At 46.4% G+C, this 16110-nt stretch carries 19 protein-coding genes; 6 read left to right on the plus strand and 13 right to left on the minus strand.

The window, feature by feature from the left end:
- Nucleotides 1-19 precede the first annotated feature (19 nt).
- Nucleotides 20-325 carry a hypothetical protein gene (locus BCF55_RS07500; RefSeq protein WP_121012254.1) on the plus strand — a complete coding sequence of 102 codons (306 nt, stop codon included), beginning with the start codon at nt 20-22 and terminating at the stop codon, nt 323-325.
- Here the strand turns inward: BCF55_RS07500 and BCF55_RS07505 are convergent.
- The 9 genes from BCF55_RS07505 to BCF55_RS07545 form a co-directional block, all read right to left on the minus strand.
- On the minus strand, nt 289-1239 hold the full coding sequence (locus tag BCF55_RS07505; RefSeq protein ID WP_121012256.1) for a bifunctional riboflavin kinase/FAD synthetase: 951 nt from the start codon (nt 1237-1239) through the stop codon (nt 289-291). The genes BCF55_RS07500 and BCF55_RS07505 overlap by 37 nt on opposite strands.
- 3 nt (nt 1240-1242) lie before the next feature.
- The gene (locus BCF55_RS07510) at nt 1243-1608 is read right to left on the minus strand and encodes a histidine triad nucleotide-binding protein (protein ID WP_121012259.1); all 366 of its coding nucleotides are present in this window, start codon (nt 1606-1608) and stop codon (nt 1243-1245) included.
- Nucleotides 1609-1613: 5 nt separating this feature from the next.
- Nucleotides 1614-2126, minus strand: coding sequence for a hypothetical protein (locus BCF55_RS07515; protein ID WP_121012262.1), 513 nt, complete (start codon nt 2124-2126; stop codon nt 1614-1616).
- Nucleotides 2126-3088: a nitroreductase family protein gene (locus BCF55_RS07520; protein ID WP_245960416.1), complete on the minus strand. Its 963-nt coding sequence runs from the start codon at nt 3086-3088 to the stop codon at nt 2126-2128. Before BCF55_RS07520 ends, BCF55_RS07515 begins: the two co-directional genes overlap by 1 nt.
- Nucleotides 3089-3133: 45 nt before the next feature.
- Complete coding sequence (locus BCF55_RS07525; protein WP_121012265.1) at nt 3134-4231, minus strand: HlyD family secretion protein; 1098 nt, start codon at nt 4229-4231, stop codon at nt 3134-3136.
- Entirely contained in the window at nt 4221-5495 is a 1275-nt protein-coding gene (locus BCF55_RS07530) for a TolC family protein (protein WP_121012268.1), read from the minus strand. The genes BCF55_RS07525 and BCF55_RS07530 overlap by 11 nt, the downstream gene beginning before the upstream one ends.
- The gene (locus BCF55_RS07535) at nt 5456-6016 is read right to left on the minus strand and encodes a TetR/AcrR family transcriptional regulator (protein WP_121012271.1); all 561 of its coding nucleotides are present in this window, start codon (nt 6014-6016) and stop codon (nt 5456-5458) included. Before BCF55_RS07535 ends, BCF55_RS07530 begins: the two co-directional genes overlap by 40 nt.
- A 25-nt stretch (nt 6017-6041) precedes the next feature.
- Nucleotides 6042-7403, minus strand: a complete 1362-nt coding sequence (locus BCF55_RS07540; protein WP_121012274.1) for a right-handed parallel beta-helix repeat-containing protein — start codon at nt 7401-7403, stop codon at nt 6042-6044.
- A gap of 215 nt (nt 7404-7618) precedes the next feature.
- Nucleotides 7619-8716, minus strand: coding sequence for an HD domain-containing phosphohydrolase (locus tag BCF55_RS07545; RefSeq protein WP_121012277.1), 1098 nt, complete (start codon nt 8714-8716; stop codon nt 7619-7621).
- A gap of 34 nt (nt 8717-8750) precedes the next feature.
- On the opposite strand from BCF55_RS07545, the gene BCF55_RS07550 reads away from it, so the two are divergent.
- Entirely contained in the window at nt 8751-9479 is a 729-nt protein-coding gene (locus BCF55_RS07550; protein ID WP_121012280.1) for a hypothetical protein, read from the plus strand.
- Here BCF55_RS07550 and BCF55_RS07555 read toward each other — a convergent pair.
- Nucleotides 9476-10030 carry an outer membrane beta-barrel protein gene (locus tag BCF55_RS07555; RefSeq protein WP_121012283.1) on the minus strand — a complete coding sequence of 185 codons (555 nt, stop codon included), beginning with the start codon at nt 10028-10030 and terminating at the stop codon, nt 9476-9478. The genes BCF55_RS07550 and BCF55_RS07555 overlap by 4 nt on opposite strands.
- Nucleotides 10027-11397 carry an ion channel gene (locus tag BCF55_RS07560; RefSeq protein ID WP_121013179.1) on the minus strand — a complete coding sequence of 457 codons (1371 nt, stop codon included), beginning with the start codon at nt 11395-11397 and terminating at the stop codon, nt 10027-10029. The genes BCF55_RS07555 and BCF55_RS07560 overlap by 4 nt, the downstream gene beginning before the upstream one ends.
- 22 nt (nt 11398-11419) lie before the next feature.
- Between BCF55_RS07560 and purH the strand changes: the two genes are divergently transcribed.
- The 4 genes from purH (at nt 11420) to BCF55_RS07580 (ending at nt 14841) form a co-directional block, all read left to right on the plus strand.
- On the plus strand, nt 11420-12940 hold the full coding sequence (gene purH / locus BCF55_RS07565; protein ID WP_121012286.1) for a bifunctional phosphoribosylaminoimidazolecarboxamide formyltransferase/IMP cyclohydrolase: 1521 nt from the start codon (nt 11420-11422) through the stop codon (nt 12938-12940).
- Nucleotides 12940-13668 carry a ZIP family metal transporter gene (locus BCF55_RS07570; protein ID WP_121012289.1) on the plus strand — a complete coding sequence of 243 codons (729 nt, stop codon included), beginning with the start codon at nt 12940-12942 and terminating at the stop codon, nt 13666-13668. The genes purH and BCF55_RS07570 overlap by 1 nt, the downstream gene beginning before the upstream one ends.
- 4 nt (nt 13669-13672) lie before the next feature.
- Nucleotides 13673-14374: a biotin--[acetyl-CoA-carboxylase] ligase gene (locus BCF55_RS07575; RefSeq protein WP_121012292.1), complete on the plus strand. Its 702-nt coding sequence runs from the start codon at nt 13673-13675 to the stop codon at nt 14372-14374.
- A 71-nt stretch (nt 14375-14445) separates the two neighbouring features.
- Nucleotides 14446-14841 (plus strand): bacteriohemerythrin, encoded by a 396-nt coding sequence (locus BCF55_RS07580; RefSeq protein WP_121012295.1) that lies wholly within the window; start codon nt 14446-14448, stop codon nt 14839-14841.
- On the opposite strand, the gene rsmG is transcribed toward BCF55_RS07580, so the two are convergent.
- Both rsmG and pyrF read right to left on the minus strand, forming a co-directional pair.
- Complete coding sequence (gene rsmG, locus BCF55_RS07585) at nt 14838-15446, minus strand: 16S rRNA (guanine(527)-N(7))-methyltransferase RsmG (protein WP_121012298.1); 609 nt, start codon at nt 15444-15446, stop codon at nt 14838-14840. The two genes, BCF55_RS07580 and rsmG, sit on opposite strands and share 4 nt — an antisense overlap.
- Nucleotides 15439-16107, minus strand: a complete 669-nt coding sequence (gene pyrF / locus BCF55_RS07590) for an orotidine-5'-phosphate decarboxylase (RefSeq protein WP_121012301.1) — start codon at nt 16105-16107, stop codon at nt 15439-15441. The genes rsmG and pyrF overlap by 8 nt, the downstream gene beginning before the upstream one ends.
- Nucleotides 16108-16110: the final 3 nt, after the last annotated feature.

A 16110-nucleotide genomic window follows, 5' to 3' on the forward strand; every position in this document is an offset into this window, starting at 1 on the left:
AGTTATAAAATTATATGCCATGGGAGTCTTTAGGAAAGAGGATATAGTGGCAAGGAGCGTTAAGATAGAGGTTGTCGGGGAAATAGAGAGGTGTCATAGGGCTGAGGATACGAAGTTTTACTGCCTCCCCGTAAAGATACACTTTGACAACGGGGAGGTGAGAAACTACGTTCTCAAGTCCCATAACGAACCTAAAGGGTTAGAGAACTTCCTCCAGAATAAGAAAGGCATAAGGGATAGACTTGAAAGGAGTTTCGTTCTTTTAAAGAATGGGGATATAAGGGTTGTCTACGAAGCAGGAGAGACTACCGCCAAAGCCAACTGAACATCCTTCTCAATCTGAGACTTCAACTCCTCTACCGAGGGAAACTTTCTCTCTTCCCTCAGGAACCTTATAAACTCAACCTTTATGCTCTTGCCCCTTAAATCTCCTGAGAAGTTAGGAATGTGCACTTCAAGAACCCTCTTGCTCCCCTCAAAGGTGGGCCTGAAACCGAAGTTTGCAACACCGGGCAGTCCATCATCAACTAAAACGGCGTACACACCTTCTTTTAAACAGAGTTCCTCCGTATCTTTCAGATTTGCCGTAGGGAAACCTATCCTTGAGCCTCTTCCATCCCCCTTGATTACCTCTCTCCTTATCCAGTATCTCCTACCGAGGAATTGTGCAGCCTCTTCAAGCCTCCCCTCAGACAACAAACGCCTGACAAGGGTACTGCTAACTATATGCCCGTTCTTCTTAAAGGGTTTTGCAAGTTCAACCTCAAAGCCAAGCCTTTCACCTACCTCTTTAGCAAGCTCTATCTCACCCTCCCTGCGATAGCCGAACCTCCAGTCGTACCCAACAAGGAGATACTTACACCCAAGCCTGCGGTATATCACCTCTTCAAGAAAGTCTTTTGCACTCATACGAGAGAAGTCTTCATCAAACCTTATGAAGCATAAATAATCTATCCCTTCCTCCTTAAGAAGTTCCATCTTCTCCTCGGCAGTTGAAAGCTCACACAGAAACAGCCTAGGTGCAAGAACCTTTAAAGGATGTGGGCAGAAGGTAACGACCATAGACTTTAATCCTTTCTCGTGAGCTCTTCTCTTAAGAGTATCTATGAGGTACTTATGTCCCAGGTGGAGTCCGTCAAAGTTTCCCACTATCAGAGCTGTATCCTCACTTACTCTCTCCAGAAGGTCAACCCCTATAGGACACCTTTGCTCCGATAACTTAAGAAAAAAAGGTTTCATGCTTTATCCCGGAGGCCAGCCCATAGCCCTTCCGCCTATTAGGTGGAGGTGAAGGTGAAAAACACTCTGTCCAGCATCCTTACCAACGTTAAAGACCAGCCTGTACCCACCGTTCAAGCTTTCATCTGGAGCAAGCCCCTGCTCCTGAGCTATCTTCTTTGCCACATAGAACATATGCCCTACAAGGCACTCGTCCCTCTCTTCCAGCTCTTGGATACCGAATATGTGCTTTTTGGGAATTATGAGTATATGGACCGGGGCAACCGGGTTGATGTCGTGAAAGGCGTAAACACTTTCGTCTTCATAAACTTTCTTTGAGGGGATTTCCCCCTTCACTATCTTGCAAAAGATACAGCTCTCGTGCTCCATAGAAATTATTTTATCATCTCAAGCTCCTCAAAAGCCTCCTCCGCCCTTTTCTCACTCAGAGACTTTGCTATCTCCCTAACTCTGGCTTTCTCGTACGTTACAAAATCCTCCCTTGATATACACCCCCTCGCAAAGGCTATGCCTCTCTTCTTGTCGTACTCAACGTTCTTTACCCTAAGGTTGCCCTCCACAAAGAGGGAGAGCTTACTGTCCTCAACTACTGAAAGTATAAACCTACGCTCTTTCTGGTTCTTCACTTCCCTGAAGTTTTCGTAAACTGCCTTCTTTATAAGCCTCTTTAGCTCCTCCTCCATCTTCGGGTAAAGCTTATCCTTAGCCTCTTCTACGGCTGACATGTAGCCGTAAGCGTGGGTTGATACACACAAGCTCCCCCTCTCATCCTTCATATACCAGTCAGGAGCACCTTCCACATTTACCTTCGTGCCGTCCCTCACGGAGCTTTCAAAGATAAATACCACGATCGTCTTGAGCAGAGCTACTGCTAGAGATTCAAGCATTATATTATTTTTCCAAACTCCTCAAACTTAAATCTGTAAGCTCTTGGAAGTAGTTCCTTTTCCGGATGCTTATAACCTATAGCTATTATCAGAGGCACGAGTTTATCCTTCCCTATACCCAGGAATTTTTTAAGTTTTGCCTCGTCAAACCCCTCCATCGGATGCGTTTCAAGTCCAAAGTATCGGGCTATTATCATGACACTCATAGCAAAGAATGCGGAATCCCTTATAGCCTTCCTCTTTCTCTTTTCAGGGCTCTTCCATCCTGAGAGTATCTGTTCCCTGAGAGTGTTCCTATCCTTCCTCTGGATGTATCCGAGTTCAACCCAGCTATCTAAAACCCTGTCCACGTGTTCCTCAGCAGCATTTAAGTTAGCTATCACAACTATGTTAGCGCTTGCATCCTCAGCCTTCTGTTGACCGTAACATATATCCTTCAACTTCCTTTTCTTGTCTTTGCTCTTTACTACTATAACTTCCCAAGGTTGGATGTTATAACCTGAAGGAGCAAGGGCTGCCGTATTGAGTATCTCTATTAAAACCTCATCGGGCACCTCCCTGTTGGGGTCAAAGAAGGTGATAGACCTCCTCTCCTTTATATATCTGAGACACTCCTCTCTCTTCTCCTTCTCACTGACCTCCTCTACCCCCTCAAGGACACCCGTTATTACCTCTCTTACGCTCGCGGTTGCCTTTCCTGTAAGTTCCTGGAGAGTTCTTACAACACTCTCAAACCTTCCCCCCACGTCCTTTCTCACATCCTGTATTCCTTCAAGGATGCCCTCCGTAATCTCCTTTACCTTCTCCTTTGATGGCTGCATACCCTTAAAGGTTTTATCGGTAAGCTCTTTTATCGTCTGGGAGGTGGCTTTCTGAATATCCTTACTCTTCTCAAAGAACAGCTTAAATAGGTCTCTTGCTTCTTCCCTTAATCCTTTTTCTTCTTTCTTCTCCTCGCTCATCACTTTCCCTCCTTCACTTAATAATAATAAGTCTCCGGAGCGAGGTCATCTATCTGAATGCTTCTCAATAGCAACCTCTCCTCCCATACCTACTCTGAGCAAGTTTTTTTGCCCCTTGGTTATCTCAACCTTCACAGGTATACGTTGGGCAACCTTAGTAAATTCTCCTGCCGTTATATCCCTAGGTATAACCGCAAACTTTGCGGCTGTAGCTCTGTTTATCTCCTTTACAACCCCTTCAAACTTTATATCTGGGAAGGCATCAATTGTAATACTCACTCTGTTCCCCTCCTTAACTCCTTTAAGCTTAGTCTCTTCAAGGAGAACAAGGAGGTAAAGGTCCTTAGGGTCGTAAACTGCGTAAACGTACTGCCCCTCCCTGACCACATCTCCTTCACTAACGAACCTTTTGACCACGTATCCGTCTATAGGACTCCTGAGAAGCGTTTCACCTATCATGTTTTCTAGGTCTTCCTTTCTCTTAAGGAGCGCTTCTATCTGTCTACTGAGTGCTTCTATTTTCCTATCAAGTTCTTGAGTCTGTTTTAACTTCGCTTCTAGAACCTTTCTCTGAGATAGAGTTGCTACCTTTTTAGCTTCAAGAGCCGCTATCTCTTTATCCAGAGAACGCAGGTTTGTATCCACGTCTTCAAAGGTTCGGGAGGGAACAACACCTTTAGCGTAAAGTTTTTCAAAACGTTCCCGGTCTCTCTCAAGGAGCTCCTTCTTCACCACAAGGGAATCTATCTGTTTCTGGACTGCTTTCGCCTCCAGGCTTACAAGTTCCATGCTTCTTCGTAATTCTTCCCTTAAAGCCTTTGCCTTAACCTGCAAAGCTTCCCTTTCCTTACGAACCTGGTCTATAGTACTCTCAAGCTCCTGCAATCGTACCACGTAATCTCTGTCATTTATCTTGGCAAGGGGTTCTCCCTTCTTGACCTTATCACCCTCCTCCTTGAAGAGTTTCTCTATCCTGCCGGAAACCCTCTTGTAGGCTACCTTTGTAAAAGTCTCACTCTCCACGAATACGGCATCAGTTATAGCATGAGTTAACCTGTAATGGAGCCACTTTATACCCACGAGGATAAAACTCAGGGTAAACAGAAGCAACAGGAGTAAGCCAGCTACCCTTTTACCTCTCATAACCCACCACCCTTAAGAGTCTAAAGCGCTGGAGCAAAAGTTCATACTCGTTTATCCTGAGGGTGTTTTCTGCCGTTATAAGGTAGTTCTGGGCGTCCAGAACCTCCGTATTGGTCCCAAGCCCAGCCTTGAACTTCTCCTGGGCTATCCTAAGGTGCTCTTTGGCATCTTCAAGCTGCTGACGTGCAAGCTCTATCTTTGCTTTAACAGCCTTTATGTCTTCAAGAACCCCATCAAGTTCAAGTGCCAGCCTTTGCTCAGTGTCCCTGTATCTCTCGTAGGTTTGTCTCTTTGTAAGCTCACTGAGCTCCAATGCTCTGAATCTCCTAAAACCGCTGAAGAGATTCCATCTGAACGCAAAGCTTATCAAGTATCTGTCCTTCGGGAATATATCGGACTCCTCTGTCCTCTGGTAAACAGCTTCAAGAACAGCAACAGGATAAAAGGAGCTTCTGGCAAGCTCAACGTAGCTTTCAGACAGTTCAAGGTTACCCTTCATATACTTCAGTATGGGTCTATTTTCAAGTAGAGCCTCAAAGAGTTCCTGTCTTGAAAGTTCCGTCAGGTCGGGCTTTTCCCGGTCTTCAATCGGTTTTACCTCTTTGACCTCAACCCCCGTCAGATAAGATAGGTACTGGAGAGACTTCACGTAATCGGCTTCCGCCTTTGCCAGCTTTTCCTTAACCTCGTACAGTCTGACCTTTGTTTCAAGTATGTCCTTAAAGGCTACCACCCCCTCCTTGTAAAGCTCCTGAACATCCCTGAGGTGAGCCTGGACGAGTTCCTCGTGTTCCTTGTATATCTCAACTACGGCTTTTGCCTTTAAAGAGTTTATGTAAGCCTCCCTGAGTCTGTAGAGAACTTCATTTTCCCTCTCCGCTACGAGGAGCTCCTGGAGGCTTTCAGCCTTTCTGGCTATTTCGTATTCTCTGAAATTCTTCAGATTGAAAAGCTCCTGTACCGCCTGAAGATTGAACTTAGTATAGCTCCCCTTCTGGAAGGTTATCTCCTGTGGGGGAGAGAGGGGAAAGGTAAAGCTCTGTTTCTTAGCCAGGTTAAAGGAAGCTTCAAGGTTCAGGGTGGGCAAGAAACGTCCAAAGCTTTCAAGCCTCTCCTGGGTTTTCTTTTCACTCTCAAGCCTTTCAATCTTCAACTCAGAGAAGTTTTTAAGTGCCAGGTTCTCCGCTTCCCTAAGGTCTATTGAAAAGGAAACCACTACGAAGCTCAGGAGTATACACCAAGCTCTTTTAAAACCTCTCTCCATGTTTCAAGTACCTCTTCTCCGGTAAGAATCAAAAGCTCTATAAGGTGCCTTGCGGTACCCATTAACATATGAGCCTTTATAGCCGGGTTATCAACCTTCAAAAGCCCGAGAACTTCCTTGGTGTTTTGAAAGAAGAGTTCCTTGCTCTCCCTGTAAAAGTTCTGGAATTTGCTGTCGGTGCATATAGCCTCAAAGAAGAGAATTTTGGCAAGCTCCTTCTCTTGAACCATAAGCTCAAAGGACTGTAGAAAGACGAGTTTCTTTCCTGCTTCAACGTCTCCCTCCGCTATATACCCTTTCCCCTCCTCAAAGAGTTTCAACATCTGCTCTCTCACCGAAAGCAATAGCTCTAACAGAAAGTCCTCCTTACTCTTGAAGTACAGATAAAAGGTTCCGTGAGCGAGCCCAGCTTCAGAGGTAATGTCAGATATCCTTGCGCCGTGAAAGCCCTTTTCAAATATCACCTTCTTCCCGGCTTCAATAAGCATCTCCTTGGTTTCTAACCTTGATGACTGACTCATCAGTTAGAAATATATCATATGTTCTTCAACGGATAAAGCGTTTTGTGAGAAGGATTAACAGAAGCAGAAGACCTAAAGGACTTAAGGAGGCTGAAGTACACCCACCCGTTCCAACTCCTAAAGGATTGTATTCAAAGGCTCCCCTGTCAACCACAGGAATCTCATCTGCGTTGCCGTCTACCTCTCTGGGGTTCGTATCTATGTCCTTTGTGCCGAGGTATGCCCCAGCGGGGAGGTCAGAGGTTCCCGAGTCTATCGCCGGTGAGGTTCCCTGGAGCCTGAAGTCTCCACCCTGCGGGTTCACAAACTTAGGGTCGGTGAACAGGTTTGCGTTGTAAGAATACATTGAGGCACTTGTGTCCTTCAGATAAACCCCTTCGGAGACAACAGTATCGTCGGAAGTCCCGTCCGCATCCGGGTCAAGGAGGAAAGCCTGTCCCATGAAGTTGTTGAAAATCCTGAGCCTCCCGGAGTTAGCTAAGACCGTAAGGCTCTTGCCCGCAAAGGCGGTTTCTCCAGTTTTCCAAACTATGTTGTTGTATAGGTTTATCTCGGCGTTCTGGTCAGAGAGCCGTGCGTAAATACCAACCATGTCGCTCCCGTATATGGTGTTGTTTACAACGTGGGCTTTCCCCGAAACGTCCATGTACAGGACACCGTAGGGCATATTCACAGAGCTGTTGTTAGCTAACAAGTTCCCCGTAAAGGAGCAGTTGTTGCCAGAAGCATTGAGATAGACGGTTGAATCACCGAGGTTGTTTAAAAAGGTGTTCCTCTCTATGAGAGCAAAGTCCAAAGAGGAGTAAGAGAAACAGGGTGTGTATAGGGCAGAACCCTCTCCGTAAGATGTGTTCCCTTCAAAGCGGTTGCCAGGGATGAACACCTTGCCGACGGTGTTAGTCACAAAGACGGCTCCTCCCTTCCTTGCGGTGTTGCTTATGAAGGTGGAGTTCCTCAGGAAAAAGGCAACGGTAGCCTCTCCCGATACGTACAGGGCTCCTCCGTCCTCGCTCCCGGCGTTACCGTTTTGGAACACAAGCCCCTCTATGGTAACCTGCGTCTCCACAAAGGACACCTTCATTATCCTTAAGTTCCCTCCCCCATCAAGGACTGGCATTTTATCAGGGTCAAGGGGCTTTATAGTAAGTCTCTCCTTATCGCTCACGTTAACCTCAAGGGTATTTCCTATGAGGTAAGTTCCCGGACTTACGTATATCGTGTCCGACTCTTCGTTACCTTCCGCCCTGCTGAGGGCTGTCTGGAAGGAGCAGGGGAAGAACTGGTCGCAGGCGTCTCCTTGATGAACGGGGGATACGTAAAGGTCTTCCCCATATATAAGCCTAAACAAGGCGAAAATACAGACTATCAGAAAGGTTAAGCCACTCATATCAATCCTCCTTGCTTATCACATAGCAATTAACATGCCAAGCGGACCAAGTCCGACAGACAACTGTTACACCTTGATTTAAAGAGGTTCTCTGAGAACCTGACTGTAAACAGTTGTAAAGAGGTTTTACACAAAAAGCTATCCTTCCACCCCAAACCCTTGTCAGACAGTGTTAAAGGGAAGTGTAAACAAGCTTTACACAGTGTAAATAATTTTTATACCTCCTCGTCCTTGTAGCGTTCTCTTATTTCCATGACCTCATCAATGTTTTCAAAGAAGAGGTCTATCAACTCTGGGTCAAAGGCTTTGCCTTTCAGGCTCCTCATGTGCTCCGTGGCTTCCTCCAAACTCCACGGCTCTTTATAGGGTCTCTTGGAGAGCAGGGCGTCAAAAACGTCCGCTATGGAGGTTATCCTCCCCCAGAGGCTTATCTCCTCTCCCTTCTTTCCGTTAGGATAGCCCGTTCCATCCCACTTTTCATGGTGGTCTAAGGCAACGAGGGCTGCCATCTGAAGAAGCTCGCTTGAGCTGTCCTTGAGAATCTCATACCCTATGATGGTATGTCTCTTCATAACCTCCCATTCCCAGTCGTTGAGCTTTCCCTTTTTCAGAAGTATCGCGTCAGGTATCCCCAGCTTTCCTATATCGTGCATAGGAGCGGCGAGCATAAGGTTTTCACACACCTCCTTCTCAAGACCCAACCTTTCACCCATTAGTCTTGCATAGAGTCCTACCCTGATTATGTGGTTGTAAGTTTCCGGGTCTTTATACTCTGCCGCATGGGAGAGCCTCATTATCGCCTCCCTGTAAGCCTCCTTTATCTTCGCTTGCAATATTGAGTTCTCTATCGCCGAGGAGGCATAACCTCCCAGAAGAGTAAAAAGCTCTACGTCTTCTTCAGAGAATCCGTTTTTAAGTTTGTTCACCGCCTGAAAAACGCCCAGCAGATTACCTCTCTTATCAAATAGAGGTATCGCAAGTATGTTCTTGGTTCTATAACCGGTTTTCCTGTCAATCTCTGGATTAAACCTCTTATCCGAATAGGCGTCGTTCACGACGAGACTCTTCCCATGCTGGGCTACCCAACCGACTATTCCCCTATCCGCCGGGACCCTTATCTCCTTAACTCCATGGGCTACTTTAGTCCAGAGCTCGTTTTTCTCCCTGTCAAGGAGGAACAGACTGCACCTGTCAACATCTAAGACCTCCCTTGCCAGGTCTGAAAGCAAAACAAGGAGTTTGTCAACATCCTGCTCCCTGCTTATCCTCTCCGCAGAGGAGAGAAGGATCTTTATTCTTCCAAGCTCAGACATAACTAAAATCTAACCCAGCTTATAATTATTTACCATGCAAAAGGTAAGGGTTGGATGGAGCATCACCCATCAGGAGTTCACTATAACCGATTACTACTACTTCTCCTTATTACAGAGGGAGGCTCAGAAGGCTGGAATAGAGATAGATGAGGTGAACGACTGGAAGAAGCTGGGTGAATACGACACTATAGTATTCAACTACCCGGAGATTCCTTTTAAAGAGGAAGAGGTGAACGAGGTTGAGAGATGGGTATGGGAAGAGGGTAAGAAGGTTATACTACTCGGTTATTACAAGAACGAAGACCACATAGCTGACACCTGTAACACCCTTGCAAGAAGGTTTGGAATGGAGCTGAACTCCGATGAAGTAACTGATGAGGTGAATAACCACAACGGAGACATGTACTTTGTGGTCACATCCAAGATAAGAAGGTACAACAAAAGTGAACGGAACGAGGTGAACGTGGAGAAGATAGTCTTGCCCTGTACAGCCTCCATAAAACCGATAATGCCCGATACAAAGATAGTAGTCAGAGCCGAAGATACAGCCCAATCCAACCAGGGAAATTACACCCTCCTCATAGCGGAGCAGATAGCCCCCCCAAGCGGAGGATACTTCTGCCTTGCCGGAACCTGTGTGTTCTGGGACAATTACTCTATAACACTTTATGACAACCTAAACTTTGCCCTCAACCTACTTAGACACAAGCCTCCCGTTAAAGAGATGCCGGGAGGCGGCAAGCCTGTGAGATTTGGGCTCTAATATATGAGGAAGAAAACGCCAAGATTGAAGTGATGGACCACGTTTCCATCGTAGTCTCCCGTCATAAATATCTTGCCCTTGTACTCCCCAAGGATTCCAAAGGTAGGAAAGATATTGTACTTAGCTCCCACAAAGAACTGGAGACCGAGGTTTGAATCCTCGTTAGTCAAACTTCCGGCTCTCTCCTTTAGTCTGTTAATAGAACCACCGAAACCCGTATAAGCCCTGAGGTTGTGGGACAGGTTGAGTTCAACAGATGGGTTCAACTCAAGGGAGGTGTATATTACAGTTCTGCTCCTTGTCATCTTACTACCGGTTGAAAGCTCAATGGACGCACCAGCATTGAACCCCGCTGTGGTACGAGCCCCCATGTATCCGTATGCGGATAGGAACTCCTCCAGAGTTTTGTCTGGTTTAGAGCCATCCACACTGTCGTACTTCACCTTAACCAGTCCGGTCTTAACACCGAACTCTCTGACAACGTCACCCTCAAAGTACTGGGCAAAACCAATGGAAGCCATAAGCGGCAGCGTAAGAAGAAGTTTCTTCATTCTTTCTCCTCCTTTTGATGTTCTCTTATCAGTAGAAGTTTATCACCCTTCCTGAGCCGATAGGAGAACCTTGGAAAGTAAACAACCCTCCCATCCCTAACAACACCTACTATCCTGTAACCCTTATGCTCCAACTTCTTTTCAGCTTCTTCTACGGAAGAGTCCTCCTCAAGGTCAAGGGTTGCCAGGTCTATGTGCTCCACTATATGACTGAAGAATTCTCCGTAAAACTTCTCCCTGGCAAACTTTGCTATTATCATACCCAGCAGCTCTCCACCGATTATTATGTAGTCGGCTATCCTCCTCCTCTTTATGAGTTTTGCGTTCTCTCTCAGGAGCACCTCCAAGACGAGTATCACATCCTTATTTACGTCCCTTATCTGCATCCCGGTGAGTATCGTCCTGGCATCTACCGAATCTTCTGAGAAACCAGGGAGCTTCTCAGCAAGCACTATAACCATGAAAGCCTTGTCCACACCAGCGTCAAGAAGTATATCCTCCCTACCGAAGTCCCCCTTCTTGTAGTGGAAATCTTCAGGCTTGGGAATGTCCTGGGTAGTTATGAGGAGTATGTCCCTCTCAAGGGGTTTAAGGCTCTCAATTATCACCTGTGCTGTTTCATTCCAGCCACAGATAACGATATGGTCTTTCATATCCTTAAAGCTTATCATACCCATTCTCACCATCTGGACATAGTTAAAGAATCCCGCACTTACTACCGCTATAGACATGGAGAACAGAAATAGTCCACCCGCACCGAGAAGCATGGAGAGAACCTTACCCTCCCAGGTAACCGGGGTTATATCCCCGTACCCCACAGTGGTCATAGTTATAACGACAAGGTAGAGGGCATCAAAGAGGTCTTGAACTCTTGGGTTCCCAGAACCTTTCTCAAGGGAGTACGTTATAACTACCGAGGATACGAAGAAGAGGAAAAAGAGGGAAAAGAGAAAGTAAAACTCAAAGGATACGGTTCTGAATATAAAGAGTATACCTTTGACAAAGTATCTATACCTGTAAGCCACCCTCATAAGCCTCGCCGCTATGACAACAAACCTTAACAGTCTGAAGGGCTGAAAGTAGGGTATGACAGCTATGAGGTCAAGCACGGAAAGTGGGCTTAAGACATACTCCAACTTGCGGGCAGCTAAAATAAACCTACCTGTGTACTCAAAGAGTATCACTCCCGATACAAAAAACTCAAAATCCCTTATCAAGGGGTGTATATCGGAGTGAAAACCCTTCAGCTCATCGTAAAGGGTGAAAACTATAGAAAGCATAAGGACGCTGAAGGAGAAACTCTGGTACAGGATAAAAACCCTTGAACGGTCGTTTTCAAGGATATCGTAGAATAGGGCTCTAACCATATCTGATAAGTATAATAGAAGCATGAGAGCGGTCATATCCGTTTACAGGAAGGAAGGAGTAGAAAAACTCGCCAAGGCTCTTCAGAGGCTCGGATACGAAATACTGTCAACAGGTGGAACAGCTAAATATCTGAGAGAGCATGGTATACAAACTGAAGAGATAGCAAAGGTTACCGGTTTCCCGGAGATACTAAATGGCAGAGTAAAGACCCTTCACCCGGTCATACACGGAGGGATACTCTACAGGGACTGGATTGATAAAGACAGAGAGGAGATAGAGGAGCTGGGAATTATACCCGTTGATATCGTGGTCGTGAATCTTTATCCCTTTGAGGAGATGATGAAGGAAAACCTTGAAGAAGAAGAGTTGATGGAGTTTATAGATATAGGGGGTCCGTCCCTCATAAGGGCTGCTGCCAAAAACTACTTCAGGGTCATAGTACTGGTTGACCCAGAAGATTATGGGTGGGTGATAGATAAGCTGGAAAAAGGTGAACTTGAAAGGAAAGACAGGGCATACCTTGCCTGGAAGGCTTTCTCCCACACAGCCTATTACGATAGCGTAATCTCCAACGCTCTAAAGCGACTCTTCAAAATAGAGGAAGAGGGTAAGGAGCTCAGCCTACCTATGAAACTCGGTACAAGACTGAGGTACGGGGAAAATCCCCATCAGAGAGGAATTCTTTACCACAACCCCTTTGAAGACATAGGCATAGCCAAATCGCAGGTTTTACAGGGTAAGGAGATGTCCTTCAACAACTACCTTGATGCGGACTCTGCTGTAAGGATAGTCCTTGAGTTCCCTAACGACCCTGCCTGTGTGATAGTTAAGCACAACAATCCCTGCGGGGTAGCCACAGGGAGCGACTTGAAAGATGCCTTTCTAAAAGCGAGGGAGACAGACCCTGAGTCGGCTTTTGGGGGCATAGTTGCCTTCAACAACACGGTTAATAAAGAACTCGCTGAGGAATTGACCTCCATGTTCCTTGAAGTAGTCATAGCCCCCGCCTATGAAGAAGAAGCCCTTGAAGTTCTATCAAAGAAAAAGAATCTCAGGGTTATAAAGTTCTTAGGCATGTCCTACTCCTACGATATCAAGAAGGTAAGCGGTGGTTTTCTTTTGCAGGATGAAGACAGAGAACTATACGATACCCTGCAGGTGGTAACGGAGAGGAAACCAACCGAAGGAGAGTTCAACGACCTCATCTTTGCCTGGAAGGTCTGCAAATACGTGAAATCCAACGCCGTAGTTATAGCCAGAGGTGGAAGAAGCCTTGGAATAGGCTCAGGACAGGTTTCAAGGGTTGACAGCCTGAGATGTGCCATAGAGAAAGCGGTCAGACACGGTTTTGACTTAAAGGGAGCTGTCCTTGCATCGGAAGCCTTCTTCCCCTTCAGGGATTCCATAGACATAGCAGCAGAGGCTGGTATAACGGCGGTTATACAACCGGGAGGCTCAATAAGAGACGATGAAGTTTTATCGGCGGCAAACGAGCACGGTATGTCTATGGTGTTCACAAAAATGAGACACTTCAGGCACTGATGGATATCCTTTTCTACTCTTTACTTCTTTTCCTGGGTACTCTACTGGGAAGCTCCCTTACTCTTATCTTCAGGAAATTCCCCTTAGGTATAGGTGTGAGCCTGTCTTTCTCAGGAAGCGTAATGCTGGTTGCCTCTTTCACCAGCCTCATAATCCCCGGTATGGAGCTTGGTGGGTTTTTACTCTCCGCTCTGGGAATATCTCTGGGCTTTGCCTTTATGGCTCTCATTGAAAACCTGTCACCTCACGAACATGTTCTTAAAGGTTATGAGGGTAGGATAGGTGCCCTCAGGACGAGGAGACTTGCCCTCATAGTCATAGGTGTTACGATTCACAATATACCCGAGGGGCTCAGCGTTGGGAGTGCGACACTTTACTCAGAAGAGGAGGGTCTTAAGTTGGCTCTGGCAATAGCTCTGCAGGACATTCCAGAGGGTCTGGTCGTGAGCCTTCCTATGTTAGCCATCACAGGGCGCACCCTCATACCGGTACTAATGGGTGTGCTCAGCGGCGGTATTGAATCCTTTTTCTGTCTTTTGGGTTTTTACCTGCTTGACTTAGCGAGGGTACTCCTACCGTTAGGACTCAGCTTTGCAGGTGGAGCGATGATATACGTTACCGTCAAGGAAGTGTTCCCGGAAGCCTTTTCCGAGGGGAAAGACTTTCAGGTAACCTTATCTTTTCTGACCGGCTTTTTACTTATGCTCTTGCTGGAAAGTATAATCTAAACTCATGTTTCCATACCTTGTATGGCTAAGAGAAACCGACTCAACCCAAAGGAGATTGAAAGAGGGAAATTATCCCTGTGGCACAGTCTTTGTGGCTGATAGGCAAAAAGAGGGAAAAGGGAGAAAAGGAAGGAGGTGGGAGTCCCAGGAGGGAGGCTTATACTTTAGTTTCGTCCTTTGTGAAGAGGATTTTAGAGACTACGCCCAGCTCCCTCTGATAGTAGGTTTTTCCGTTTCTGAATACCTTGACAGCCTTGGAATAAGGACTGCTATAAAGTGGCCAAACGACGTATACTCAAGGGGAAGGAAGATATCTGGTGTCCTCGTAGAGAAAAGCTCCAACAAGATAGTGGTGGGCATAGGCTTGAATGTAAACCAGGATAGCTTCCCAAAGGAGCTTGAAAACAGCGCTATATCCATGAAACTTGCAAGCGGTAAGGAATACGACAGGAAGAGGGTTTTGACCAGCCTGCTGGACTTCCTCTCTAAAAATCTGAATGACTACAGAGAAAAGGGATTCACCGCCTTTAAGGAAAGGATAGAGGATAAACTCCTCTTCAAAGAGGAGGAGGTAGTGATACTCGGTGAGGAGCCTGTGGTCGGTATACTCGTGGGTATTGATGACAATGGTCATTTGCTCCTTCAAACCTCAGAGGGGCTTAAAAGTATCGCAGCAGGAGACCTGAGCCTCAGGCTCTACAGGTGATATGTGATAGTAATCATTTGTTTATTGTAAACATATGTTAACTTTTCCCTAAAGTGTCAGGAGGTAAGAGTATGCTGATAAGACCCAACGAGATTCAAAAGGTGGCAAACATGTTCTTCAACGCCGTGCATGAAGATGAGATAGAGCTGATAAACCAGCTCTACGACGCCTTGAAGGCTAACGATATTGAAAAGGCAGACAAGCTCTTAGATGAGCTCATTGTGGACGTTGAAGACCACTTCTCAACGGAAGAGGCAATGATGAAAGAGGCGGACTTCTTTGGTTACCCGATGCACAAAGCAGACCACGATAATATGAGAAAGGAGCTTAGCAAGGTCCATCAGGAGTGGAAGGAGAGGAAAGAGCCTAAGAGAGTTACAGATTTCCTTGAGAACAAGCTTGTTCCCTGGCTAAAACTTCATGTAGCCCAGTGGGATTCGGTAACGGCGATGCATATAGGAGATTAATTGAGCTTCTTCCAGAGTATGTAAGAAGGGGGAAGCCCCTTAATTTCAGCTTTACAGGCGTTATATTTAAGCTCCTGTATCCACTCGCTCTTGAGTTCTTTCCCCTTCATTACAAAAACGTAATCTCTTGCCAGCCTCTCAAGTATCCTGTAAACTTCCTCAAACTCGCCCATAGCTCTTGAAACAACTATGTCAAATTTCGTATCCACCTCCTCAGCCCGCTGACACAGGACGGTCCAGTCAAGCTCAAGTCTCACCTTAAGATACTCAAGGAAGCTACATTTCTTGGAAACGGATTCTATAAGGAATAGGTTTACGTCTTTCAAATATATCTTGAGGGGAACGCCGGGAAAACCCGCACCGCTCCCGACATCTGCGATGCTCTTTCCCTTCCAATCAACATTAACCTCACGAAAGCAATTTACAAGAGAAAGGGAGTCAAGGAAGTGCTTTCTGATTATGTCCTCGTCCCTTTTAAGGGAGGTAAGATTGTGAACCCTGTTCCACTTCTTCAACTCCACGAGGTATACACCAAACTTTTCTACGTCCTCCGGGGAAAGCTTGAAACCCGCCTCCGAGAAAATGCTCCCAATAAGCTCACTCACCCAAGCTCTCCAGCACCCTTTCTACGACCTTTCCTGGGTCAGCGCTCCTGTAAATATCCCTACCCATAACTATTATGTCTGCACCCTCGCTGACGGCTTTGTTAGGTGTGAACACCCTCTTCTGGTCCCCGTAATCTCCAGAAACCCTTATCCCCGGAACCACGGTGAGCAATCCTGTTCTTCTCTTTATCTCGTAAACTTCCTGAGCCGAGCAAACAACACCATCCAAACCTACGTCCTTCGCGATATCTGCCAGGTAAAGGGCAAGCTCCTTAACGCTGGGAAAGCGGGTCTTTATAAAATCAAGGTACTCCTCACCCTGGCTGGTAAGTATAGTTACACCCAGGAGATTGGTCTTCCTCCTGGCGCTTACAGCACTCTCCAGCATCTCTCTACCGCCGAGGGTGTGGAGCGTAAGGTAGTCTACTCCGAGCTTTTCCGCCTCCTCAACGGCAAGTTTAACGGTGTTAGGTATGTCGTGGAATTTCATGTCCAGGAACACCTCCCTCCCATAGCCCTTCACGACCTCTATCACCTCTCTCCCAGCCTCCAAAAACAACTTGGGTCCAATCTTAAAAACCAGAGGATACCCCGATAGGCTCTCAATCAGTCTGTAAGCCTCCTCCCTGTCAAGGTCTAAAGCTACACATAACTTAGGCATCCT

This window comes from Hydrogenivirga caldilitoris, assembly GCF_003664005.1.
In the GTDB taxonomy this organism is placed as follows: Bacteria; Aquificota; Aquificia; order Aquificales; family Aquificaceae; genus Hydrogenivirga; species Hydrogenivirga caldilitoris.